Annotated in this window: 19 protein-coding genes; 9 read left to right on the top strand and 10 right to left on the bottom strand. The window is 71.1% G+C overall.

Annotated features, from left to right (window positions below; translation table 11 throughout):
• Genes LG391_RS23085 through LG391_RS23055 form a run of 7 tightly spaced genes read right to left on the bottom strand, consistent with a single transcriptional unit; the run spans window position 1 to window position 8,512 of the window.
• Window positions 1-813, bottom strand: a complete 813-nt coding sequence (locus LG391_RS23085; RefSeq protein WP_225770398.1) for a carbohydrate ABC transporter permease — start codon at window positions 811-813, stop codon at window positions 1-3.
• 2 nt (window positions 814-815) lie between these two features.
• Window positions 816-1,763, bottom strand: coding sequence for a carbohydrate ABC transporter permease (locus tag LG391_RS23080; protein ID WP_225770397.1), 948 nt, complete (start codon window positions 1,761-1,763; stop codon window positions 816-818).
• On the bottom strand, window positions 1,760-3,010 hold the full coding sequence (locus tag LG391_RS23075) for an ABC transporter substrate-binding protein (RefSeq protein ID WP_225770396.1): 1,251 nt from the start codon (window positions 3,008-3,010) through the stop codon (window positions 1,760-1,762). The genes LG391_RS23080 and LG391_RS23075 overlap by 4 nt, the downstream gene beginning before the upstream one ends.
• A gap of 26 nt (window positions 3,011-3,036) precedes the next feature.
• Window positions 3,037-4,812: a GH116 family glycosyl hydrolase gene (locus LG391_RS23070; protein ID WP_225770395.1), complete on the bottom strand. Its 1,776-nt coding sequence runs from the start codon at window positions 4,810-4,812 to the stop codon at window positions 3,037-3,039.
• Between the two features lie 2 nt (window positions 4,813-4,814).
• Window positions 4,815-5,915, bottom strand: a complete 1,101-nt coding sequence (locus LG391_RS23065; RefSeq protein WP_225770394.1) for an ABC transporter ATP-binding protein — start codon at window positions 5,913-5,915, stop codon at window positions 4,815-4,817.
• 4 nt (window positions 5,916-5,919) lie between these two features.
• Window positions 5,920-7,302: a glycoside hydrolase family 28 protein gene (locus LG391_RS23060; RefSeq protein ID WP_225770393.1), complete on the bottom strand. Its 1,383-nt coding sequence runs from the start codon at window positions 7,300-7,302 to the stop codon at window positions 5,920-5,922.
• Complete coding sequence (locus LG391_RS23055) at window positions 7,292-8,512, bottom strand: ROK family transcriptional regulator (protein WP_225770392.1); 1,221 nt, start codon at window positions 8,510-8,512, stop codon at window positions 7,292-7,294. The genes LG391_RS23060 and LG391_RS23055 overlap by 11 nt, the downstream gene beginning before the upstream one ends.
• Window positions 8,513-8,823: 311 nt before the next feature.
• On the opposite strand from LG391_RS23055, the gene rimP reads away from it, so the two are divergent.
• The 8 genes from rimP to pnp all read left to right on the top strand — a co-directional run bounded on the left by rimP (window position 8,824) and on the right by pnp (window position 18,455).
• Window positions 8,824-9,393, top strand: coding sequence for a ribosome maturation factor RimP (gene rimP, locus LG391_RS23050; RefSeq protein WP_225770391.1), 570 nt, complete (start codon window positions 8,824-8,826; stop codon window positions 9,391-9,393).
• A 14-nt stretch (window positions 9,394-9,407) separates the two neighbouring features.
• A complete protein-coding gene (gene nusA, locus LG391_RS23045; RefSeq protein ID WP_225770390.1) occupies window positions 9,408-10,898 on the top strand; it encodes a transcription termination factor NusA in 1,491 nt (496 codons plus the stop codon).
• Complete coding sequence (locus tag LG391_RS23040) at window positions 10,871-11,599, top strand: RNA-binding protein (protein WP_225770389.1); 729 nt, start codon at window positions 10,871-10,873, stop codon at window positions 11,597-11,599. Before nusA ends, LG391_RS23040 begins: the two co-directional genes overlap by 28 nt.
• A gap of 21 nt (window positions 11,600-11,620) precedes the next feature.
• The gene (gene infB / locus LG391_RS23035) at window positions 11,621-14,314 is read left to right on the top strand and encodes a translation initiation factor IF-2 (RefSeq protein ID WP_225770388.1); all 2,694 of its coding nucleotides are present in this window, start codon (window positions 11,621-11,623) and stop codon (window positions 14,312-14,314) included.
• Between the two features lie 115 nt (window positions 14,315-14,429).
• Window positions 14,430-14,846: a 30S ribosome-binding factor RbfA gene (rbfA, locus tag LG391_RS23030; protein ID WP_225770387.1), complete on the top strand. Its 417-nt coding sequence runs from the start codon at window positions 14,430-14,432 to the stop codon at window positions 14,844-14,846.
• On the top strand, window positions 14,836-15,792 hold the full coding sequence (truB, locus tag LG391_RS23025; RefSeq protein WP_225770386.1) for a tRNA pseudouridine(55) synthase TruB: 957 nt from the start codon (window positions 14,836-14,838) through the stop codon (window positions 15,790-15,792). The genes rbfA and truB overlap by 11 nt, the downstream gene beginning before the upstream one ends.
• 14 nt (window positions 15,793-15,806) lie before the next feature.
• A complete protein-coding gene (gene rpsO, locus LG391_RS23020; RefSeq protein ID WP_034842350.1) occupies window positions 15,807-16,076 on the top strand; it encodes a 30S ribosomal protein S15 in 270 nt (89 codons plus the stop codon).
• 231 nt (window positions 16,077-16,307) lie between these two features.
• Entirely contained in the window at window positions 16,308-18,455 is a 2,148-nt protein-coding gene (gene pnp, locus LG391_RS23015) for a polyribonucleotide nucleotidyltransferase (protein ID WP_225770385.1), read from the top strand.
• A gap of 57 nt (window positions 18,456-18,512) precedes the next feature.
• On the opposite strand, the gene LG391_RS23010 is transcribed toward pnp, so the two are convergent.
• From LG391_RS23010 to LG391_RS23000, 3 genes are all read right to left on the bottom strand, one after another.
• Window positions 18,513-20,741, bottom strand: a complete 2,229-nt coding sequence (locus LG391_RS23010; protein ID WP_225770384.1) for a molybdopterin cofactor-binding domain-containing protein — start codon at window positions 20,739-20,741, stop codon at window positions 18,513-18,515.
• The gene (locus LG391_RS23005; protein ID WP_225770383.1) at window positions 20,741-21,220 is read right to left on the bottom strand and encodes a (2Fe-2S)-binding protein; all 480 of its coding nucleotides are present in this window, start codon (window positions 21,218-21,220) and stop codon (window positions 20,741-20,743) included. The genes LG391_RS23010 and LG391_RS23005 overlap by 1 nt, the downstream gene beginning before the upstream one ends.
• Before the next feature lie 129 nt (window positions 21,221-21,349).
• Window positions 21,350-22,276 carry an AraC family transcriptional regulator gene (locus LG391_RS23000; protein ID WP_225770382.1) on the bottom strand — a complete coding sequence of 309 codons (927 nt, stop codon included), beginning with the start codon at window positions 22,274-22,276 and terminating at the stop codon, window positions 21,350-21,352.
• A 190-nt stretch (window positions 22,277-22,466) separates the two neighbouring features.
• On the opposite strand from LG391_RS23000, the gene LG391_RS22995 reads away from it, so the two are divergent.
• Window positions 22,467-23,531 carry an aldo/keto reductase gene (locus LG391_RS22995; RefSeq protein ID WP_225770381.1) on the top strand — a complete coding sequence of 355 codons (1,065 nt, stop codon included), beginning with the start codon at window positions 22,467-22,469 and terminating at the stop codon, window positions 23,529-23,531.
• Window positions 23,532-23,584 lie beyond the last annotated feature (53 nt).

Raw genomic sequence — 23,584 nt, 5'->3', positions numbered from 1 at the left:
CTACTCCTTCGTCGCCCCCGCCATCATGCCGCTCATGAAGAAGCGCTGCAGGGCGATGAACAGCACCAGGATCGGCAGGCTGGACAGCACGGCCATGGCCAGGAGCCGCGGCCAGTCGATATCCCACTGGCCGACATAGTTGGCGAGCGCCAGCTGCACGGTCCAGCGCGACTGGTCGTTCACCACCAGGAACGGCCACAGATAGTCGTTCCAGCGCCAGACGAAGGTGAAGGCGGCCAGCGTCGCGATCGCCGGCTTGCACAGCGGCACCACGATCCGCCACAGGATGCGCCATTCGCTGGTGCCGTCGATCCGCGCCGCCTCCAGGAGGCTGTCCGGGATGCCGCGCATGTATTGCCGCATCAGGAACACGCCGGTCGGCGTCGCCGCGGGCGGGATGATCAGCCCCCACAGGCTGTCCAGGAGGCCGAGCCCCTTCAGCACCATGAACATCGGGATCAGCACGACCTGCAGCGGGATCATCATGGTCGCCATGATCAGCATGAAGCACAGCCCGTCGCCCGGGAACCGGTACTTCGACAGGGCGAAGCCGGCCATGATGCTGATCACCACCGACAGGACGCTGGAGCCGACCGCGACCACCGCCGAGTTGGTGAAGAACAGGTCGAAGCGCGCGGCGCCGAGGGCGCTGGCGAAGTTGTCGAGCGTCCAGTGCTGCGGCAGCAGCGTCGGCGGCCAGGCGAAGATCTCCATCGGCGGCTTCAGCGAGCTCGCCACGATCCACAGCGGCGGGAACAGGAAGAACAGCAGGACCAGGGCGACCAGGCTGCCCCTGAGGCTTTTCGCGCCCATGCTCACCGCTCCTTCGCCATGCGCAGCTGCAGGACCGTCAGCGCCATCAGGATGGCGAACAGCGCCATCGACTGGGCGGCGGCGAAGCCGGCCGAAGCCGGCTTGGTGAAGCCGGTCTCGTAGATCGCCTGGATCAGGTAGACCGTCGCCCGGCCGGGACCGCCATGGGTCAGCGACACCACGACCTCATAGACCTTGAACGCCTCGACCGAGGCCAGGACCAGGGCGATCAGCATGGTCGGGCGCAAGAGCGGCAGGGTGATGCGGCGGAACATCCGCCAGGGCGACGCGGCGTCGATCGCCGCGGCCTCGTAATAGTCGCCGGGGATCATCATCAGCCCGGCGATGAAGATCATCATGTAGAAGCCGGCATTGGCCCAGACCCAGACGAAGACCAGCGCCGCCTGGGCCAACAGCTCGTTCTCCAGCCACGGCACCGGGGCGATGCCGGCGAGGTCGAGCATGAAGTTGATCAGGCCGGAGTTGTAGCCGAGCAGCCATTTCCAGACGATGCCGACGATCAGCAGGCTGGTCATGTAGGGGAAGAACACCACGGCGCGGATGGCGCCGACGCCGCGGAACGGTCGGGCCAGCAGCAGGGCGAGGGCCAGCGACACCGCGATCACCAGTGGCACCGCCACGCAGACGAAGCCGACGGTCTTGATCAGCGTGCCGGTGAATTCGGGGTCGCTCGCCAGCGCAAGGTAGTTGTCGAGCCCGACGAAGACCGGATGGGTGGCCGGGGCGCGCGGCGCCACCACCAGCCCGCGCTTGAAGAAGGAGGTCCAGAAGCCCTGGACCAGCGGGAACAGGGTGAAGACGGCGAGCAGCAGCAGGGTCGGCGCCACCAGCGCATAGGGGAACAGCCGCGCCCCCAGCCCGCGGCCCGCCGCGCCGGACCGGTCGGGCCGCGCCTCGCCCCGACCCGCCGTGTCTGCCGCGCTGGTCACTGCTCCGCCTTCAGCGAATCCTCGGCCGCCTTGGCGATCATGTCCATTGCCTGGGCCGAGGTGATCTGGCCGGCGACGCGCTGGATCACCGCCTGCTTGATCGGGTCCCAGACATACTGCATCGCCGGGTTGCCCTGGTCGGTGCCGGCATAGAGCGGGCTGTCCGCCAGCTCCTTCTGCAGCGCCGCCAGCGCGGCGCTGGCCTTGGCGTCGCCGTAGTCGATCGGGCCGGTCTTCAGGCTGGCCGGGATCATCATCAGCGGCGCCGCCCATTTGGCCTGCACCTCCGGGGTCGAGAACCAGCGCAGCACCTCGAGCGCCTCCTCGACATGCTCGCCGGTGTTGAAGGCAATGATGTAGTCGCCGCCGACCACGCTGGAGGCCACCTCGCCATGCGGCGTCGGCCCGGCCTGCCAGTCGAAACCGGCGTCCGAGACCAGGCTGCTGATCTGCCAGCTGCCCGACATCCAGGCGACGGCCTGGCCGTGCAGGAACAGCTGCTTCGGGTTCTCGGCGCTGGAGCCCTTCCACAGCCCGGGCGGCATGTGGGTCTCGGTGATCTTGACGAAGTCGTCGAGGATCTGGGCGCCGCGCGCCTTGTCCAGCACCACCTTGTAGGGCGGCGCCTCGCTGAAGACGTGCTGGCCGTTGTGGTAGAGATAGGTGATCCAGCGACTGGCCGAGACGTCCCAGACCAGCGGGTAGCGCACTCCCGCCTTCTCCGACACCGTCTTGGTCGCGGCCAGGAACTCGTCCCAGGTCCAGCCTTTGGCCGGGTCGGGGATCGCCACCCCGGCCTTCCGGAAGGCGTCGGCGTTGAGGAAGATGCCGGTCGCGGTGACGTCGAGCGGCGCGGCGATGATCTGGTCGCCCAGCTGTGCGCCGGTGGCCCAGGCCTTCACGAACTGGTCGAGATAGTCCTTGCCGAAATCCGGGGCCAGGTCGGTCAGGAAGGGCCGGATCACCGGCCGCATGCTGGTGGTCTTGGCGAGGTCCGGCGCGGTGCCGGAGGCCGCGCCCTGGGCCAGCTTCTGGTCGTAGCCGTCATAGGGGACGAGCTGCAGCTTGAAGGTGGTGTCGGGGTGCTGGGCCGTGTATTCGGCCAGAAGCCCGCGCAGCACCTGCTCCTCCTTGTCGCTGTTGGTGGTCCACATCACCGTCAGCTCCGCCGCCATGGCGGGGCCGGCCAGGGCCGCCAGCGCGGCGCCGGCCAGGAGCGCGGTGCGGATGGGTCGTGCGAGCGTCATGTCGATGGCCTCCCGTTGCGGCCGGTTCACGGCCTTTGGTGAGTCCCCGCCTGCCCGGCGAGGACCTGCGATGCGAATTCCAGCGCCACCCCGGCGGGAACGCCGCTCCAGCCCTGCAGCAGCGAGCCGCGGCCGAAGGGCGGGCTGAAATATTCGACGGCGCCGAGCCAGCCGTTCTCCAGGCAGCTCTCCCACCAGCGCAGCAGCGGGTAGCGCCAGCCCGGCAGGCCGCGGCGCAGCAGCTCGCGCGCCAGCACGCCGTCCCAGTAGGGCCAGTCGGAGCCGTTGTGGTAGCGGAAGGCGAAGGCCGATTTGCCCCGGGTGTCGCGCCGCCGCTTGTAGGGCGGGAAGGCGCAGAGCACGCCCCAATCGCCATAGGGCTGGTCGGCATTGGCGCCGCTGTACAGCCGGCGCTGCATCGCCTTCAGCGTCGCCTCGGCCCGGTCCGGCGGCAGCGCGTCGGCGCGCAGCAGGGTCAGGCTGTCGATGGCGAGGTGGTCCTCGGTGAAGCCGTCGTCGTTGCGGTATTCGGCGTACCAGCCGCGGTCCGCCAGCCACAGCCGTCGGTCGATCGCCTCGCGCGCCCGGGCTGCGATCTCCGCCGCCTCGGCGGCGAGATTCGGGTCCCGGTCGTGGCCCAGCCCGGCGATGGCGTCGAGCGCGCCGACCCACAGGCCGAGGTCATAGGCGACCAGCCCCTGGCGGTAGACGTTGTCGGCCCAGTCGCGCTCGTGGTTCGGCTTCACCGGCAGCCCGTCGCCGGCCGCGTCGAAGCCGCGATAACGGGTATAGATCGTACGGATCATCGGCCAGTGCCGCTCCGCCGGGCCGGCGTCGCCGGTGGCGCGGACATAGTCGGCGATCATCAGGATGAAGACCAGCGGGCTGTCGAAATGGTCGCTCCACCAGTCGCCCGGCCGCAGATGCTCCTTCGAGATGAAGGGGTCGGTGCGCCGGAACACCTCCCAGGCCGCCGATTGCTGCGGGCCGGACAGGATCACGGCGCTCGGAGCCTCCCCGTCGGGCTGGATCCCGGCCGCGAGCATGTCGATCTCGTCCCGCACCGCCTCCGGCGCCAGGGCCAGCAGCGGCTGCACCGTCCAGTAGCCGTCGCGGTAATAGGTCCGGGCCGGGGCGGAATAGGCCTGGCCGGCGGCGAGGCCGGCGAAGCGCCCGGCCGGGTCGCGGCGGATGCTGGACAGCGCCGCATGCGCCCCCTGCTGCACCATGCTGCGCAGCACCGGATCGGCCGTCGGCAGGCGGTCGGCGGCGCGGATATGGGCCTCGGCCTCGGCCATGATCGCCGCGGCCGGCAGCGCCAGCGCCGCCTCGGCCTCCGCCCGGTCGGCGCCGGCGGCGACGACCAGGTCGCCGCCGCGCGGCTGCAGCACCACGCAGCCCCAGGGCAGGTCGACGATGCGGCGCCCGTCCTCGCGCCGGACCGTCCCCGGCCGGCCGGCATCGCGGTGCCACCAGGCGCAGCGCGGCGCCGGCGTCACCCGTGCCGCGTCGGGCACGCCGCGCAGCAGCAGCGCCGGCGCGCTCTGCGCCACATGCAGCGACCAGCCGGCCCCCTCCGCCCGGTTCGGACCGTAGATCACCGGCCCGGGCAGCGCGCCGAGCGACAGCGTGGCGAGATGGCCGGCGCCCCAGATCGAGAGGCTGAGCCGACCGTCGGGCAGCAGGTCGCCCTGCAGCCGCGGTGCCATGAAGGGCAGATGCACTGACGTTTCGGCCCGCAGCAGGCCGCTGGCGAGCGGCGAGAGCGGGGCGGCCGGACGGTCGAGCTCAGCGGCGACCATGATCACGCCGCCTCCGCCAGGGGGGCCAGCGCGCGGCCGTCATCCTCACGGAAGACATGGCAGCGCCCGGGCGGCAGGGACAGCGGCAGCACCGATCCGATGGCGACCGAGAGCTGGTCCGGCACATGCAGGATAATGCTGTCGGCGGCGCCTTCGACCGTGCCGTAGACATAGGTCTCGGTGCCGACATTCTCGCTGTGCTGGACCAGCAGCCGCACCGGCCCGTCATCGCTGAGCCGCAGATGCGAGGGCCGGATCCCGACCGACACCGCGGCGCCCGGCGCCAGCCCGCCGGCATCGACCGGCAGCGCGACGGTGCCGAGTCCGGGCGCGTCGATCACCGCCCCCGCCTCCGACCGCCCCGCCAGCGTGCCAGCGAACATGTTGATCCGGGGCGAGCCGATGAAGCCGGCGACGAACTTGTTGGCCGGGCGATTGAACAGCTCCAGCGGCGGGCCGAACTGCTCCAGCTTCCCGTCGCGCAGCACGGCGATGCGGCCGGCCATGGTCATCGCCTCGACCTGGTCGTGGGTGACATAGATCATGGTGGTGCCCAGCTCGCGGTGCAGCTTGCTGATCTCGGCCCTCGTCTGCACCCGCAGCGCGGCGTCGAGGTTGGACAGCGGCTCGTCGAACAGGAACAGCGACGGGTTGCGGACGATCGACCGGCCGATGGCGACGCGCTGGCGCTGGCCGCCCGACAGCTCCTTCGGCCGGCGGTCGAGATAGGGCTCGATCGCCAGCATCTTCGCCGCCGCCAGGATGCGCCGGTCGATCTCCGCCCGCGCCATGCGCAGGTTCTCCAGCCCGAAGGACAGGTTCTGCCGCACCGTCATGTGCGGGTACAGGGCATAGGACTGGAACACCATGGCGATCTCGCGCGCCGCCGGGCTGGCCGCGGTGACGTCCTTGCCGCCGATGCGGATGGTGCCTTCGGTCGGCGTCTCCAGCCCCGCGATCAGCCGCAGCAGGGTGGACTTGCCGCAGCCCGAGGGACCGACGAAGACCACGAACTCGCCGTCGCGGATCTCGAGGTCCATGCCGTGGATCACCGGGACGGGACCGAAGGTCTTCTTGATGCGCTCGAGGGTCAGGGACGCCATTCCGTCAGCTCCGGCTGTCAGGGGCCAGGTCGGGGGTGATGGTCACGTGCCGCAGCACCATCGCCGCCCGGTTCCAGCCGGGCGGCAGCAGCGTCGGCCGCCGCAGCCGCAGCTGGGCCAGGCCGAGATCGTCGACATGCCGCGCGTAGAGCGCCGGCATGCCGCCCTCATAGGGCACCAGCCCGACGATCTTCCCATCGGCGCCGCGCACCCAGGCATTCTTGCGGCCCTCCTGCCCTGGCTCGGGCGCAAGGTCGGCGGTGGTCGGGCGCAGGTCGTAGTGCCCGACCGGGTCCAGCCGCCCCACCACCTGCCGCAGGTCGATATCGGCGAGGGTGACCGGGCCGACCGGCCGGTCCGGCAGGCCGACCAGCACCACGGCGCCTTCGGCCCGCCCGGACAGGCCGTCGACGACCACGTCTCGCACCGCGCCTGGCTCGACCCCGGGATGGCGGCGGGCGATGGTGATCGTCACCGGCTCGCCGCAGCCCCAGAAGCCCTCCGGCGTCTGGTGGCAGTCCACCGTCACCCCGCTCACGCGGATGCGCTCGATCACCCCGCCGTCGCGCGAGAAGATGCCGAACGCCCGGTTCGAGGCGGCGACCACGCAGTCGGCGAAGACCACGTCGCGGATGTCGGCCCAGGTCTCGGTGCCGATCTTCAGCGCGCAGCTCTCGCTCTCGATCACGCAGCCGGTGACCACGATCCGCTCGCAGGGGCGCAGCCGGGCGGGATCGCGGCGCGTCGTCTTCAGGCAGATGCCGTCATCCGCGGCGCTGATGAAGCAGCCCTCGATCCGGGCATCGGCGCAGCCGTCGAGGTTGATCCCGTCGGTGTTGGGCATGCGCTTGTCGTTGCGGATCTCGACATTGCGCACCACCGCCCGGCGGCAGCCGGCCAGGTGGATCGTCCACATCGGCGAATCCTCGATGCCGATATCGGCGATCTCGACCCGCTCGCAATCCTCGAACACCACCATGCGCGGCCGGCGCTCGACCGGCACATGTGTCCCCAGGCTGCCGGCCCCGGGGACGCGCCAGTGCCGGCTGTCGCCGATCAGGACGCCATGGCCGCCGATGCCGATGTCGCGGGCGCCCGAAGCCGCGATGAAGGCCCGGTCGGACTCCTCGGCGATGCTGTCGACCGCGGTCCCGGCATAGCGGTCCCAGCCCGGCGCCGCCGCCAGTCGGGCACCCGCCGGCAGATGCAGCCGCACCCCGTCGAGCAGGCGCAGCCCGCCGCTGGTCCAGTCGCCCGCCGGCACCGTCACCACGCCGCCGCCCCGGGCATGGGCCGCGGCGATGGCGGCGCGGATCGCCTCGGTCAGGTCGTTGCCGGCCTCGGGCGGGACGATCGCGACGGTGCCGGGGGTGGGGTCAGGCGGCATCGGTCAGCATCCTCAGGGTGACGGGCAGCGGCAGCTCGCCCGGCAGGTCATGGGCGCCGAACAGCGCGTTGTGCAGCCGGTTCAGCCCGACCGCGAGCGCCCCGATCAGCGTGGCGCGATTGCCCAGGCTGCTGCATTCGACCGGCGGCGGCTCGATCAGGCAGCGCTGCAGCGCCGGCTCGATCAGGTCCCGCATCTCGGGCCGGATGCCGATGCTGCCGCCCAGCACCACCCGCTCCGGATCGACCACGGCGCAGATCGCGGCGATGGCGAGGGCCAGGAGGCGCGCCGTCTCCGCCAGCGCGTCCCGGGCCGGGGCCTCGCCGGCGGCGGCGCGATCGAAGATGTCGCGCACCGACAGCCCGGCCTCCCCGCCCGCCGCCTCGTACCGGGCGACGATGCCGCCGGCGGCCGCGGCGGCCTCGAACACGCCCTTGGCCCGCAGCTCCGGATCGAAGGGGTCGCCGCCGAGCGGCAGGTAGGAAACCTCGCCCGCCGCGCCGCGGGCGCCGCGCAGCAGCTTGCCGTCGACCAGAACCCCGGCGCCGATGCCGGTGCCGATCGCCATGAACACCAGGGTGGCGGCGTCCCGGCCGCGGCCCTGCCAATGCTCGCCGATGACGCCGAGATTGACGTCGTTCTCGATCCGGACCGGACAGCCCAGCGCCGCCTCCAGCGCGCCGCGCACGTCGAAGCCGTCGAAATCCGGGATGTTGGGGGCGAGGCGGATCGCGCCGGAAGCCGGGTCGAGCACGCCGGGGCTGCCCAGCACCGCGACCTTGATGCGGCCGGAATCGATGCCGCTGCGGGCGACCAGCCGGTCCCGCAGCGCCACGATCTGGGCCAGGATGGCCTGGCCGCCGGAGAGGTCGGTGGGCTCCACCACCTCGTCGACGATGCTGCAGGCCAGGTCGGCCAGGGCGACGGCCACCTTGCTGCCGCCGAGATCGATGCCGAGGACGAAGGCGGCGTCGGGCCGGACCTCGTAGGTCACCGCGGCACGGCCGATCGCCCCGTGTGTCCGGCCGGTCTCGCGCACCCAGCCCGCCTCCTCCAGCACCCGCATGACCTCGGAGATCGTCTGCTTCGACAGCCCCGTCTCCCGCGCGATCTGGGAGCGCGAGATCGGCCCGCGATGAAGGACCGTCTCCATCACGGCGCGGAGGCTGAGCTGGCGCGTCAGCGGCACGGGGTTGTCGAGGCGTTGCATCGTCCCCATTTGTTCGGCAGGTTGACGAACTAAGCCTGACGCGAAAGACCGGACCCTGTCAACGATCGATTCGGGCCGGGCGGCAGAGGTCTGCCCGGCACGCCGCGGCAGCCGCGCCGAATCGCACCGCGGCCATCGAGGGCGAATCAGGTTGCGTATCGCTGGCGGATGGCTATATATCAGCGCAGTTACCCATAGCGTTTGACTTGACTATGGTTCGGTCAAACGATTGAGAGGGTGGGCTGCGGCCCGCCTTTTTTCGTTGTGGTGACGGCTTTCCAAGGCTCTGGACGCGGGGAATGCCGGAGAGGATGACGCAAGTGGATCAGGTGCGCGCGATCGTGGCGCCGTCGCTGGAGGCGATGGGCTATGAGGTCGTGCGCGTCCTCATGACCGGTGGCGAGCACCGGCCGCAGCTGCAGATCATGGCCGAGCGGATCGACCGCCGCGGCATGACCGTGGACGACTGCGCCGAGATCAGCCGCGCGGTGTCGGCGATCCTCGATGTCGAGGATCCGATCCCGACGGCCTACACGCTCGAGGTCTCCTCCCCCGGCATCGACCGCCCGCTGACCCGGCCCGCCGATTACGAGCGCTTCCTCGGCCACGAGGCGCGGCTCGAGACGCGAGTCCCGGTCGACGGCCGCAAGCGCTTCCGCGGTGTCCTGGCCGGGATCGAGGGCGAGACGGTGCTGCTGCGGTCCGAGGAGATCGGGGAGGAGCCGGTGCGGCTGCCCTTCGCCGAGATCCAGCGGGCGAAGCTGATCCTCACCGACGCCCTGATCGAAGCCGCCGCCGCAGAGGTCGAGCAGGCCGAGGCGGCGGCCGCAGCCGCCGCCCCGCAGCCCGACACCCCCCAGGCCGACGCCCAAGACGCATAGGAACGACCAAGGCTATGGAACTGCTGCACGTTGCCGATGTCGTGGCCCGCGAGAAGAGCATCGATCGCGACGAGGTGCTGACCGCGATGGAGCAGGCCATCCAGAAGGCCGGCCGCTCCAAATACGGCCACGAGCATGACATCCGCGCCCATATCAACCGCAAGTCGGGCGATATCGAGCTGCGCCGCTACCGCCAGATCGTCGAGGCGGTCGAGGACGAGGCCACCCAGCTGGACGCCAAGGATGCCGCCAAGCGCTGGCCGCATCTGAAGGTCGGCGACTTCGTTATCGACGACCTGCCGCCGATCGACTTCGGCCGCATCGCCGCCCAGACGGCGAAGCAGGTGATCGTGCAGAAGGTGCGCGAGGCCGAGCGCCACCGCCAGTTCGAGGAATACAAGGACCGGGTCGACGAGATCGTCAACGGCTCGGTCAAGCGCGTCGAATACGGCAACGTCACGGTCGACCTGGGCCGGGCCGAAGGCGTCATCCGCCGGGACGAGCTGCTGCCGCGCGAGCATTTCAAGGTGGGCGACCGCGTCCGCGCTTACATCTACGACGTGCGCGAGGAGCCGCGCGGGCCGCAGATCTTCCTGTCCCGCACCCACGGGCAGTTCATGGCCAAGCTGTTCGCGATGGAGGTGCCGGAGATCTATGACGGCATCATCGAGATCAAGGCCGTGGCCCGCGACCCGGGCAGCCGCGCCAAGATCGCGGTGATCTCCAAGGACAGCTCGATCGATCCGGTCGGCGCCTGCGTCGGCATGCGCGGCAGCCGCGTCCAGGCCGTGGTGGGCGAGCTGCAGGGCGAGAAGATCGACATCATCCCCTGGTCCTCGGACGCCGCCACCTTCGTGGTCAACGCGCTGGCCCCGGCCGAGGTGGCCAAGGTGGTGCTCGACGACACCCAGAACCGGATCGAGGTGGTGGTGCCGGACGACCAGCTGTCGCTGGCGATCGGCCGCCGCGGCCAGAACGTCCGCCTCGCCTCGATGCTGACCGGCTGGGACATCGACATCCTGACCGAGGCCGAGGAGAGCGAGCGTCGCCAGGAAGAGACCCGGCAGCGCAGCGAATTGTTCATGGAGGCCCTGGACGTCGACGACGTCATCGCCCATCTCCTGGTGGCCGAAGGCTTCCGTCAGGTCGAGGAGATCGCCTACACGCCGCTCGAGGAGCTGGCGGAGATCGAGGGCTTCGACGAGGGCGTGGCCGGCGAGCTGCAGGAGCGCGCGCTGCGCTGGCTCGAGGAGCGCGACCGCCAGCTGACCGAGCGGTATAAGGAGCTCGGTGTGGCCGACGACCTGGCGGCGCTGGAGGTGCTGACCCCGGCGATCCTGGTCAAGCTGGGCGAAAGCGGGGTCAAGACCCTGGACGATTTGGCGGATCTGGCCGGCGACGAGCTGGTCGAGATCCTCGGTGAGAAGACGATTTCCCTCGACGATGCCAACGCCCTGATCATGCAGGCGCGGGCCCATTGGTTCGAGGAGGAGGAGAAGGCCTGAGCGACCCGACTGCCATCACCCCTGAGGACGCAGACCTGCCCGAGGCCGCAGGGCCCGAGCGGCGCTGCATCGCGACCGGCGCCGTGCGGCCGAAGGCGGAGCTGATTCGCTTCGTCGCCGGCCCCGACGGTCAGGTCGTGCCCGATCTGGCGGAACGGCTGCCGGGCCGTGGCCTGTGGGTGAGCGCCGAGCGCGAGGCCATGCTTCGGGCCCAGGCCAAGGGCCTGTTCGCCAAGGCGGCGCGCCGGCCGGTCCGCGCCCCGGACGACCTGGTCGATCGGGTCGAAGCGCTCTTGCACAAGAGCTGCATCGATCTCATCGGGATGGCACGCCGGGCGGGACAGGCGGTGGCCGGATATGAGAAAGTGCATGCGTGGCTGGCCGAGGGCCGCGCCGCGGTGCTGCTGGCGGCATCGGACGGTGCGGCGGATGGTCGAGCCAAGCTGGCGGCTTTGGCCGCCGCGGTCCGGCCGGCGCCGGCACTCGTGGAGATCTTCTCCGCCGACGCGCTCGGGATGGCCTTTGCCCGGGACCGCATGGTACACGCTGCGATCGCTCGCGGCGGGCTGGCGGAGCGGCTGGTCGCGGAAGCGGCACGGCTGGACGGAATTCGTGGTCGAGCCGACCGGGTCGGACCGGCTGGACGTGGTGTGGTCGACGGGGCATCGGGTGCCGCGCCGGCCTTCTCTGTGCAGGGATAGCGGCGGATCACGCTGGACGATATGACGGATAGCAAGGAACAGGATCGCAAGACGCTGTCGCTGGGCAGTGCGAAGCCCAAGCTCACCCTCGGTGGGAAGCCGGCCGATTCATCAGGCCAGGTGCGCCAGCAGTTCAGCCACGGCCGCTCCAAGGCGGTGACCGTCGAGGTCAAGCGCCAGCGCGGCGGCACCAACACGGCCCTTGCCGATGGCGGCGCGGCTGCAAGGCGGGCGGCCGAGGGCCAGCCCGGCCGCAGCGCCCGCGGGGGCGGCGGCGGCATGCTGGGCGGACGGGTGCTCTCGCAGGCCGAGCGCGAAGCGCGGCAGCGCGCCCTGCAGGTCGCCCTGCGCGAGGAGGAGGCCCGCCGGCATCTGCCGGAGCCGGCCGAGCCCGAACCGGCGCCGGAACCCGAGGCCGTCGAGACTGCGCCGGAGCCGGCCGCGCCGCTCGACCCCGAGGCGCTGCGCCGGCGCGAGCTGGAGGAGCTGGCCGCGATCGAGAGCGAGGCCAAGCGCAAGGCCGAGGAGGAGCGTTTCCTGCTCGAGGAAGAGCAGAAGCGCCGCGACGCGGAGCGCGCCGCCGAGGACGCCCGCCGCAAGGCGGTCGCCGATCGCTCCGGCCAGGCCGCCGCGGCCCGGGCCCCGGCCGAGCCGGCCGGCCTGCGCGGCGTCCCGGCCACGGCCGACGACGAGGATGACGGCCGCCGTCGCGGCGGCGGCGGGCGCGGTGCGCCCGGCCGTGGCGCCCTGCCGGGCCGCGGCCCGGTCCCCGGCCCGGCCAAGCGCGCCCCCGGTGCCGGCAAGTCCGAGCCGAAGCGCCGGTCCGGCAAGATGACCGTGGTCCAGGCGCTGAGCGACGACGGCAGCGAGATCCGCGGCCGCAGCCTGGCGGCGATGCGCCGGGCCCGCGAGCGCGAGCGCTTGGCGATGCAGAGCCAGAACCAGGAGAAGATCGCCCGCGAGGTGATCATCCCCGAGGTCATCACCGTGCAGGAGCTGGCCAACCGCATGGCCGAGCGCGGCGGCGACGTGGTCAAGACGCTGATGCGCATGGGCGTGATGGCCACCATCACCCAGTCGATCGACGCCGACACCGCCGAGCTGGTGGTGGCGGAGTTCGGCCACAAGGTGAAGCGCGTCGCCGAATCCGACGTCGAGATCGGCCTGCGCGGCGAGGAGGATACGGCGGAGGAGCTGCAGCCGCGGCCCCCGGTCGTCACCATCATGGGCCATGTCGACCACGGCAAGACCTCGCTGCTCGACGCGCTGCGCCACACCAATGTCGTGTCCGGCGAGGCCGGCGGCATCACCCAGCACATCGGCGCCTATCAGGTGCAGGTGGAGTCGGGCGACCGCGTGACCTTCATCGACACGCCGGGCCACGCCGCCTTCACCGAGATGCGGGCCCGCGGCGCCAACACCACCGACATCGTCGTGCTGGTGGTGGCCGCCAATGACGGCGTCATGCCGCAGACGATCGAGGCGATCCGCCACGCCCGCGCGGCGGAGGTGCCGATCATCGTCGCCATCAACAAGATCGATCTGCCGGACGCCAAGCCGGAGCGCGTGCGCACCGAGTTGCTGCAGCACGAGATCGTGGTCGAGGAGATGGGCGGCGAGACGCTCGACGTCCCGGTCTCGGCCAAGACCGGCCAGGGCCTGGACAAGCTGGTCGAGGCGATCCTGCTGCAGGCGGAGGTGCTGGACCTCAAGGCCAACCCGAACCGCCCGGCGGAAGGCACCGTCGTCGAGGCCAAGCTGGAGCGCGGCCGCGGCTCGGTCGCGACCGTCCTGGTCCAGCGCGGCACGCTGAAGGTCGGCGACATCTTCGTCACCGGCGGCGAATGGGGCCGCGTGCGCGCCCTGCTCGACGACCGCGGCCAGACCCTGAAGTCGGCAGGCCCGGCCCAGCCGGTCGAAGTGCTCGGCCTCAACGGCACGCCGCTCGCCGGCGACGACTTCGTGGTCGTCGACAGCGAGGCCCGGGCCCGCGAGATCACCGAGTTCCGCAACCGCAAGCGGCGCGAGGCCTCCCATGTCGCCACCGCGCGCGGCTCGCTCGAGCAGATGTTCGAGAAGATCCGCGAGGGCGAGGCGAAGGAGCTGCCGGTCATCATCAAGGGCGACGTGCAGGGCTCGGTCGAAGCCATCGCCGGGTCGCTGGAGAAGGCCGCAGGCGACAATGTCGAGGTGAAGGTGCGGGTGCTGCACTCCGCGGTCGGCGCCATCACCGAGAGCGACGTCACCCTCGCCGCCTCGACCGGCGCCATGCTGATCGGCTTCAACGTCCGCGCCAACCCGCAGGCGCGGGAGATGGCCAAGCGCGACGGTGTGGAGATCCGCTACTACTCGATCATCTACAACGTGATCGACGACGTGAAGGCGGCCCTGACCGGCCTGCTGGCGCCGAAGATGCGCGAGAACTACATCGGCAACGCCGAGATCCGCGAGGTGTTCAACATCACCAAGGTCGGCAAGGTCGCCGGCTGCATGGTCACCAACGGCGTGGTCAAGCGCGGCGCCGGCGTCCGCCTGCTGCGCGACAACGTCGTGATCCACGAGGGCACGCTGAAGACCCTGAAGCGCTTCAAGGACGAGGTCCGCGAGGTGCGCGAGGGCTACGAATGCGGCATGGCCTTCGAGAACTACGACGACATCCGCGCCGGCGACGTCATCGAGTGCTTCGAGCTGGTCGAGGAGGTCCGCGCGCTCTAACGCCCGGTCCCTCCTGCCCCAGCGCCGCCGGGCTTCGGCCCGACGGCAGTTCCTTCCCCGGTCCGGCCGGGCGGCCTCCCCGCCCGCCGGACCGGCGCCGTTTCGAGTACAGACCATGCGACACACCCCTGCCAACGGCCCGAGCCAACGCCAGCTGCGCGTCGGCGAGGAGCTGCGCCACGCCCTGGCCGCGATCCTGATGCGCGATGAGCTGCACGACCCGGACCTGGCCGGCGTGTCGATCACCGTCTCCGAGGTCCGGCCGAGCCCGGACATGAAGCACGCCACCGTCTTCGTCACCACGCTGAACGGCGCCGGGATGGACACGGTGCTGCCGGCGCTGCGCCGCGCCGCGCCGTTCCTGCGCGGCCAGGTGGCCCGGGCGGTGCGGCTGCGCTACACGCCGCAGCTGAGCTTCCAGGCCGACACCAGCTTCGACTACGCGCAGAAGATCAACACCCTGATGCACCAGGACGCGGTCGCCCGCGACCTGGCCGAAGACAAGGACTCGGACGACGAAGATGGCGCGTAGGAAGCGCGGCCGCCCGGTCCATGGCTGGGTGGTGGTCGACAAGCCGGTCGGCGTCACCTCGACCCAGGTGGTCGGCCGCATCCGCCGGATCTTCGACGCCGAGAAGGCGGGCCACGCCGGCACGCTGGACCCGCTGGCCAGCGGCATCCTGCCGATCGCGCTGGGCGAGGCGACCAAGACCGTGCCCTACGCCATGGACGGCGAGAAGACCTACCGCTTCACCGTGCGCTGGGGCGAGGCGCGCGACACCGACGACGCCGAGGGCCGGATCACCGCGACCAGCGACGTCCGCCCCGAACCCGGCGCCATCGCCGCGGTGGTGCCGCGCTTCGTCGGCGAGATCAGACAGGTGCCGCCGGCCTTCTCCGCCATCAAGGTCGACGGCGAGCGCTCCTACGACCTGGCCCGCGCGGGCGAGGCGGTGCAGCTGGCGCCGCGGCTGATCCGGATCGACGACCTGAGCCTGGCCGAGATCCCGGACCGCGACCACGCCACCTTCGACGTGCAGTCCGGCAAGGGCGCCTATATGCGCGGCTTGGCCCGCGACATCGCCCTTGCGCTCGGCACGGTGGGACACATCGTCGCATTGCGCCGCACGCGAGTCGGTCCCTTCGGCCTTGACGACGCGGTTCGCTTGGAGCATATCGACGCGCTAGCCAAGCAGCCGGGGGCCGAGCAATCGGCCCTCGACGGCATTCTGCTTCCGGTCGAGACCCCGCTGGACGACATCCCGGCGGTGGCCCTGACGGAAGCCGAAGCGCAACGGATGCGGCACGGCCAGTCGGTCGCGCTGCTACGGCGCTCGGATCGGGAGCGGATCGCCGCCCTCGATCTCGATCCGGACAACCCGGACGCCATCGTTCTGGCCATCTGCGGGGACGCCCCCGTGGCCCTGGCCCGCATCGACGGCGGCGAGATCCGGCCGGTGCGCATCCTCAACCTCTGATTCAGGAGACCACGATGTCGATTACGCCGGAGCGCAAGCAGGAAGTCATTGGCACCTACGCCCCCAAGGCCGGGGACACCGGTTCGCCGGAGGTGCAGGTCGCGATCCTGTCCGAGCGCATCGCCAACCTGACCGAACACCTGAAGACCCACTCGAAGGACTTCCACAGCCGCCGGGGTCTTCTGATCATGGTCGGCCGCCGCCGCCGCCTGCTCGACTATCTCAAGCGCAAGAACGCCGCGCGCTACGAGGACATCGTCAAGCGTCTCGGCCTGCGTCGCTGATCACCCGCATGCCCGTCCGGTGTCTTTGCCCAGGTCCGTCGACGGTCGGACTCCGACCGTCCCGACGGACCGCCGCGGCAACGGGCTGCGCCGGACCCATGCGAATCAGCGGTTTCGTTTCGTGACATCGGCGCCGCCGGCCCCCCAGCCGGCGGCGCTTGTCGTATTTCGCCCCCGGGCCCGGCGTGGAGCGGCCCGACCCCGACAGGCCCCTGCGGCACGGGGTGTCCGATGAAGGAAAAAGCGATGTTCAACATCTATCGCAAAGAGATCAACTGGGGCGGCCGCAAGCTGGTCCTCGAGACGGGCAAGATCGCCCGCCAGGCCGACGGCGCCGTGCTCGTCACCTATGGCGAGAGCGTCGTGCTCTGCACCGCGGTCGGGTCGAAGCAGAAGTCGAAGTTCGACTTCTTCCCGCTGACCGTGAACTATCAGGAGAAGGCGTTCGCCGCCGGCAAGATCCCGGGCGGCTTCTTCAAGCGCGAAGGCCGCCCGTCCGAGAACGAGACGCTGGTCAGCCGCCTGATCGACCGTCCGATCCGCCCGCTGTTCCACCCCAGCTACCGCAACGAGACCCAGGTCGTCGCCACGGTGCTGAGCCATGACCTGGAGAACGATCCGGACATCGCGTCGATGATCGGCGCCTCGGCCGCGCTGACCATCTCCGGCATCCCGTTCCTGGGCCCGATCGGCGCCGCCCGCGTCGGCTACATCGACGGCCAGTACGTGCTGAACCCGACCCTGGCCCAGACCGCCGAGAGCCAGCTCGACCTCGTGGTCGCCGGCACCGACGAAGGCGTGCTGATGGTCGAGTCCGAGGCGCATGAGCTGACCGAGGAGGTCATGCTGGGCGCCGTCGCCTTCGGCCACGCCGCCGCCAAGCAGGTAATCCAGGCGATCATCGAGCTGGCCGAGATGTGCGCCAAGGAGCCCTGGGCGCTGAGCGAGGAGCCGGCCGAGGTCGCTTCCGTCAAGGCCAAGTTCCAGGCCGTCGCCGGCGAGCTGCGCGACGCCTACAAGATCGTCCGCAAGCAGGACCGCTACGCCGCGGTCGACGCGGTCAGGGAAAAGGCCATGGCCCTGCTCGAGGGCAACGAGGCCGAGCTGGCCGTCGGCCCGGGCGTGTTCAAGGACTTCGAGAGCGAGATCGTCCGCGGCAACATCCTGGACACCGGCCTGCGCATCGACGGTCGCGACACCAAGACGGTCCGCCCGATCGTCGCCGAGGTCGGCGTCCTGAAGCGGGCCCATGGCTCGGCCCTGTTCACCCGCGGCGAGACCCAGGCGCTGGTGGTCACCACCCTCGGCACCGGCCAGGACGAGCAGGTCATCGATGCGCTCGAGGGCGAGTACCGCGAGAACTTCATGCTGCACTACAACTTCCCGCCCTATTCGGTCGGTGAAGCGGGGCGCATGGGCAGCCCGGGCCGCCGCGAGATCGGCCACGGCAAGCTGGCCTGGCGCGCGGTGCACCCGATCCTGCCGTCGAAGGAGCAGTTCCCCTACACCATCCGCGTGGTGTCGGAGATCACCGAGTCGAATGGCTCGTCCTCGATGGCCACGGTCTGCGGCTCGTCGCTGGCGCTGATGGATGCCGGCGTGCCGCTGGCCAGCCCGGTGGCCGGCATCGCCATGGGCCTGATCAAGGAGGGCGACCGCTTCGCCATCCTGACCGACATCCTGGGCGACGAGGACCATCTCGGCGACATGGACTTCAAGGTGGCCGGCACCGAGCGCGGCGTCACCAGCCTGCAGATGGACATCAAGATCACCTCGATCACCGAGGAGATCATGAAGATCGCGCTGGAGCAGGCGCGCGAGGGCCGCATCCACATCCTGGGCGAGATGGCCAAGGCGCTGTCGGCGGCCCGCGGCGAGGTCAACAAGAACGCGCCGCGGATCACCACCTTCTCGATCCCGAAGGACAAGATCCGCGAAGTGATCGGCACCGGCGGCAAGGTGATCCGCGAGATCACCGAGACCACCGGCGCCAAGATCGACATCGAGGACGACGGCACCATCAAGGTGGCGGCGGTCGACGAGAGCGCGGCCGAGGCGGCGATCAACTGGATCAAGGGCATCGTCGCCGAGCCCGAGGTCGGCAAGATCTATAACGGCAAGGTGGTGAAGACCGTCGATTTCGGCGCCTTCGTCAACTTCCTGGGCAGCCGCGACGGCCTGGTCCACATCTCGGAGATGCGGCCCGGCCGCGTCGCCAAGGTGGCGGACGTCGTCAAGGTCGGCGACGAGGTCAAGGTCAAGGTCCTGGGCTTCGACGACCGCGGCAAGATCAAGCTGTCGATGAAGTTCATCGACCAGCAGACCGGCGCCGAGCTGCCGCGCGAAGAAGCGCAGCGCCAGACGGACGCCGCCAACTGAGGCATCGCCTCGGTGGAAGGGACAGGGCGGCCTTCGGGCCGCCCTTTTTCTTTGCGCCTACGCCGCCCGGGTGAAGCCGGCGGTGTCCAGCGGCAGCTTGCGGACCCGCTTGCCGGTGGCGGCGAAGACCGCGTTGCACAGCGCCGGGATCACCGGCGGCAGCGCCGGCTCGCCCAGGCCGGTCGGCGGGACGTCGCTGGCCACGAACTCGACCGCGATGTCCGGCGTGCCCGGGATCCGCGGCAGGGGGTAGGTGTCGAAGTTCTCCTGCTCGACCCGGCCGCCGGTCAGCCTGATCGACAGGCCGCCGAGCGCCTGGCCGAGCCCGTCGATCACCGATCCGCGCACCTGGTTCTCGGCGCCCGACGGGTTGACGATCTGGCTGCCGATGTCGCCGGCCACCCAGACCCGCGGCACCGTGATCGTGCCGTCCTGCGCCACCGCCGCCTCCACCACCTCGGCGAAATAGCCGAGATGGCAGAAGTAGAAGGCGAAGCCCTTGCCGCTGCCCGCCACCGGCCGGACCGGCCAGTTCGACATCGCCAGCGCCTTCTCGATCACGCCGCGGGCGCGGCCGGTGTGGAACTGCGCCTGCGATCCTGGCCGCGGCGGCAGCGCCCGGGGCTCGCCGAGCAGCCCGAGCAGCAGCGTCGGCAGGTCGGTGCCGGACGCCTGCGCCACCTCGTCGAGGAAGGACTGGTAGGCCCAGGCCAGACCGTTCGACCGCGGCGCCCGCATCGGCCCGGTCGGCACCACGCTGTCGATGCCGGACTGGGCGAACAGCAGGTTCGGCACCATCAGCGCCGGCAGCTCCTGAAAGTCGAACTCGCCGCCCGACACCGGCTTGCCGCCCCGGGTCAGGGTGACGAAATGGGCGGCGAAGGCGGTCGGCTTGCCGGCCGCGTCGAAGCCGGCGGTGAAGCGGTGCCAGCCGGCCGGGCGATAGAAATCGTGCTGGATGTCCTCGGTCCGCGACCACACCAGCTTGACCGGCGTGCCCGGCACCTGCCGCGCGATCGCCGCCGCCTGCATCACATAGTCGTTCATCAGCCGCCGGCCGAAGCCGCCGCCGATGCGCGGCATGTGCATGGTGATGGCCTCGGGCTTCAACCCCAGCGCCTCGGCCACCAGGCCGCGGCCGCGCTGCGGCATCTGGCTCGGCGCCCACAGCTCCAGCGTTCCGTCCTCGCGCCAGAGCGCGGTGCAGTTCTGCGGCTCCAGCGGCGCGTGCGACAGGTAGGGATAAGCGTAGTCCGCCGAGATCCGCCTGGCCGCCCCGGCCAGTGCGCCCTCGACATCGCCGGCGCGGAACAGCTCGACCTGCGGCGTGCCGTCGAACAGGGCCTTGGCCTGGGCGTCATAGCCGTCGCTGCTCTGGGCGGCGCCGGGCCCCTCGTCCCATTCGACCTTCAGCGCCTGCCGCGCCTGGTTGGCGAGCCACCAGTTGGTCGCCAGGATCGCGATGCCGTCGACCAGGCTCTCCGGCCGGCCGTTGCCCTTGACCGCGAACACCTGGCGCACGCCCGGCTGGCCGCGGGCGGCGTCGAGATCGGCGGATTTCAGGGTGCCGCCGAATACCGGGCAGCGCTCAAACACCGCGTACAGCATGCCCGGCAGCCGGGTGTCGATGCCGAAGATCGGTTCGCCCCGCACCACCTTCGGGCTGTCGCAGCCGCCGATCGGCTTGCCGATGACGCGGAACTCGGCCGGGTCCTTCAGCCGGACCTTGCCCGGATCGGGCATCGGCAGCGCCGCGGCCTCGGCCGCCACCTCTCCATAGCCCAGACTCCGCCCGCTGGCGTCATGCAGCAGCCGGCCCGACCGGGTGGTGATGCCGTCGGCCGGCACGCCCCAGCGCCGGGCCGCGGCGTCGACCAGCAGCGCCCGCGCCGCCGCGCCGGCCTGGCGCATCGGCATCCAGTTGGCCGGCGTGGCCCGGCTGCCGCCGGCGGTCTGCGGGCCGTAGGCGGCCTCGTTCACCATCGCCTGGGTCACGGTGACCTGGTCCCAGTCGACGTCCAGCTCGTCGGCGATGATCATCGGCAGCGACGTCTTGATGCCCTGGCCGATTTCCGGGTTCTTGCCGGTGATCGTGACCCGTCCGTCCGGCGCGATGGCGATGAAGGCGCCGAGCGTCCCGCCGCCCTCCCCCGTCGCCGCGCCGGCGGGAATGGGGAGGGTGGCGTCGATCAGCAGGCCGCCGCCGGCCAGCAGCGAGGCCTTGAGGAAGGCGCGCCGCCCCAGACTGCCGTTCATGGGGCCGGTGTCGGGAAGGATGTGTCCCATCAGCCGGCACTCCCTTCCGCCGCCTTCCGTTCGGCCGCCTTGTGGATGGCGGTGCGGATGCGGGTATAGGTGCCGCACCGGCAGAGATTGCCGGCCATGGCGGCATCGATGTCGTCGTCGCCGGGCGCCGGCGTGGTCGCCAGCAGCGCCGCGGCGGACATGATCTGTCCCGCCTGGCAGTAGCCGCACTGCATCACGTCGAAGGCCAGCCAGGCCTGCTGCAGCCGGGCGCCGATGTCAGTGGCGCCGATCGCCTCGATGGTGACGATCTTGCCGCTGCCGACATCGCCGATCGCGGTCTGGCAGGCGCGCACGGCGGCGCCGTCGAGATGCACGGTGCAGGCGCCGCACAGCCCGGCGCCGCAGCCGAATTTGGTGCCGACCAGCCCGAGCTCGTCGCGCAGCGCCCACAGGAGGGGCATCTCCGGCGGCGCGTCGATGCGCTCGGTCCGGCCATTGATGTTCAGTTCGACAGCCATGGACAGCTCCGTCTCTGCGACCGGCCATGCACGGCGGACCGCCGCCTGCGCGCCGGGTCCAGGAATCCGGGAAGGAGAAGGATACGATCCGTTTGTCGTACGACTGTGCCAGGGAATCCGGTGACCGTCCTATGCCGCCGGGCCACTGCGGCATCCGGTCCCATCCGGATGCTGGACCGGGTCTCGCGGGCCGGCGCCGTTCACCGCGCGATAGCGCGACGGGGCCATGCCGGCGACGCCCCGGAACACGCGGGCGAAATGGCTGGGGCTGACGAAGCCGCAGCACAGCGCGATCTCGGCCATCGAGCCGCCGCCGGTCTCCAGCAGCCGCATGGCGCGGCGGATCCGTCTGTCGTTGATGAAGGCCAGCGGCGTCTGCCCCGTCGTCGACCGGAACGCCCGGTGCAGTCCGCCGGGCGAGAGCCCGACGAGCTCGGCCAGATCGGCGATCCGGATCTCGGCGCCGAGATGGGCGTCGACATAGTCGGCGATGCGGCGCAGGCGCCAGGGCGGCAGCGCCCAGCGGCGCGGGCCGCCGGTGGACGTCACGCGGCCGTAGCGCCGGAGGAGGTGATGGGCCAGGGCCCAGGACATCGCCTCGCCATAGGCCCGGTCCAGCCCGCCCTCCGTGGCGAGACGCGCGGCCTCCGCCACCATGCCGGCCAGGAACGGCGCCTCCTGGTTGGTGAAGGCGGCGCCGTCCAGCGATCGCCCCGCCGGCTCGAACACCTCGTCCTGCAGCAGCGCGGGGTCGAGCGAAATCGAGGCCCATTCCGACTCGACCCCGCGCAGCCGCAGCCGGCGCTCGCAATCGGCCGGGACGAAGGACACCGCGCCCGGCCGGTCGCTGCCGACATAGCGGTGGCCGCAGGACGAGACCACCTCCTGATGGCGCGCCCCGCCGGCGAGGGTGACGAGCACCAGGTGATGCGGGATCAGGATCGTGCCCTCGACCGCCTCGGTGTAGGGCCGGCGCGCCGTATCGAAGACGCCGCCGGCCCAGGCGAAGCTGCGCCAGCCGGTGGCCCGCGGCTCGATCCTGCGCTCATAGGCCATGCGGTGCTCCGCTCTCGACCGACGCGCCGAGGATAGGCGCGGCTGCCTCGACTGTCAGTGTGCCCCGCCGACGCATCCCGCCCCCGCGGATCGGGTCAGGATCCAGCGCAGGCGGGTCAGGATCCGGCGCATCCCCCTCGGGGGCGGCCGCTAGAGTCCGCATCGCACATATCCGGAACGGATCACGGCGATGCGACAGGACCCTTTCCTCCCCACCGACCGGCGCGGCCTGATGCGTGGCGCGCTCGGCCTCTTCACCGCGGCGCCGGCGCTGCTCGGCTCCCCAGCCATCCGCGCCCAGCAGCCTGCGGCCGCAGACGGCATCATCACCCGCACCGTGCCGCGCACCGGTGAGGTGCTGCCGGCGATCGGCCTCGGCACCTTCCTCACCTTCGACACCCTGCCGGGCGCGCCGCGCGACCATCTGCGCGAGGTGCTGCGCCGGTATTGGGAGGGCGGCGCCCGGGTGGTCGACACCTCGCCCCTCTACGGCACCGCGGAGACCACGGTCGGCGATTTCGCCACCGCGCTCGGCATCGGCGACCGGATCTTTGTCGCCAACAAGATCTGGGCGACCGGCGACTTCCTGGCCGATGAGAGCCACGCCCTGCGCAGCCTGCGGCTGTCGGAGGACCGGCTGTGGCGCGGCCGGATCGACCTGATGCAGTGCCACAGCCTGGTCAATGTCGACGTCATCGTCCCCTATCTGCGTGCCTGGAAGAAGGAAGGGCGGATCCGCCTTCTCGGCGTCACCCATTACGAGAGCGCCTATCTCGAGCCACTGGCCGGCTGGGTCGAGCGCGGCGATCTCGATGTCGTCCAGGTCAACTACTCGATCTTCAACCGGCGCGCGGAGGAGCGGGTGCTGCCCGCCGCCGCCGACCGCGGCACCGCGGTCCTGACCAACATGCCGTTCGAGAAGGCGCGCCTGTTCAAGGTCGTCGAAGGCCGGGCCCTGCCCGATTTCGCTGCCGAGCTCGGCATCCGCAGCTGGGCGGCGTATTTCCTGAAATGGGTGATCGCGCACCCGGCCGTGACCTGCGCCCTGCCGGCGACCGCCGACCCGGACCACGCCGCCGAGAACATCGCCGCCCTGCGCGGCCCCCTGCCCGACGCGGAGATGCGCCGCCGCATGCTGCGGCACATGGAGACCATCCCCGGCTTCGACCGCATCGCCGCGATGCCGTGGTATCCGGACAAGCGCTATCCCGGTATCATCGGCCGCGCCCAGGCCGAGCTGCGCGCCCGCAGCTGAGGACGAGACTCCGGATTTTTAGCGGCCATCGGCAGAGAGCTCGCACGTCATTC

Origin of the sequence: Inquilinus sp. Marseille-Q2685 (assembly GCF_916619195.1) — a bacterium.
Taxonomy (GTDB): Bacteria; Pseudomonadota; Alphaproteobacteria; order DSM-16000; family Inquilinaceae; genus Inquilinus.
The sequence above is the reverse complement of the archived record's forward strand: the minus strand, read 5'-3'. Positions and strand labels throughout refer to the sequence as shown.

Excerpts from the sequence above, each read along its gene's own strand:
- LG391_RS23060 (WP_225770393.1), bottom strand. The coding sequence starts at position 7,302 with ATGCCGCCTGACCCCACCCCCGGCACCGTCGCGATCGTCCCGCCCGAG.
- LG391_RS23010 (WP_225770384.1), bottom strand. The coding sequence starts at position 20,741 with ATGGGACACATCCTTCCCGACACCGGCCCCATGAACGGCAGTCTGGGG.
- rpsO (WP_034842350.1), top strand. The coding sequence starts at position 15,807 with ATGTCGATTACGCCGGAGCGCAAGCAGGAAGTCATTGGCACCTACGCC.
- LG391_RS23000 (WP_225770382.1), bottom strand. The coding sequence starts at position 22,276 with ATGGCCTATGAGCGCAGGATCGAGCCGCGGGCCACCGGCTGGCGCAGC.
- nusA (WP_225770390.1), top strand. The coding sequence starts at position 9,408 with ATGGAACTGCTGCACGTTGCCGATGTCGTGGCCCGCGAGAAGAGCATC.
- LG391_RS23055 (WP_225770392.1), bottom strand. The coding sequence starts at position 8,512 with ATGCAACGCCTCGACAACCCCGTGCCGCTGACGCGCCAGCTCAGCCTC.
- LG391_RS23075 (WP_225770396.1), bottom strand. The coding sequence starts at position 3,010 with ATGACGCTCGCACGACCCATCCGCACCGCGCTCCTGGCCGGCGCCGCG.
- truB (WP_225770386.1), top strand. The coding sequence starts at position 14,836 with ATGGCGCGTAGGAAGCGCGGCCGCCCGGTCCATGGCTGGGTGGTGGTC.
- LG391_RS23070 (WP_225770395.1), bottom strand. The coding sequence starts at position 4,812 with ATGGTCGCCGCTGAGCTCGACCGTCCGGCCGCCCCGCTCTCGCCGCTC.
- infB (WP_225770388.1), top strand. The coding sequence starts at position 11,621 with ATGACGGATAGCAAGGAACAGGATCGCAAGACGCTGTCGCTGGGCAGT.
- LG391_RS23085 (WP_225770398.1), bottom strand. The coding sequence starts at position 813 with ATGGGCGCGAAAAGCCTCAGGGGCAGCCTGGTCGCCCTGGTCCTGCTG.
- LG391_RS23065 (WP_225770394.1), bottom strand. The coding sequence starts at position 5,915 with ATGGCGTCCCTGACCCTCGAGCGCATCAAGAAGACCTTCGGTCCCGTC.
- rbfA (WP_225770387.1), top strand. The coding sequence starts at position 14,430 with ATGCGACACACCCCTGCCAACGGCCCGAGCCAACGCCAGCTGCGCGTC.
- rimP (WP_225770391.1), top strand. The coding sequence starts at position 8,824 with ATGACGCAAGTGGATCAGGTGCGCGCGATCGTGGCGCCGTCGCTGGAG.
- LG391_RS22995 (WP_225770381.1), top strand. The coding sequence starts at position 22,467 with ATGCGACAGGACCCTTTCCTCCCCACCGACCGGCGCGGCCTGATGCGT.
- LG391_RS23005 (WP_225770383.1), bottom strand. The coding sequence starts at position 21,220 with ATGGCTGTCGAACTGAACATCAATGGCCGGACCGAGCGCATCGACGCG.
- pnp (WP_225770385.1), top strand. The coding sequence starts at position 16,308 with ATGAAGGAAAAAGCGATGTTCAACATCTATCGCAAAGAGATCAACTGG.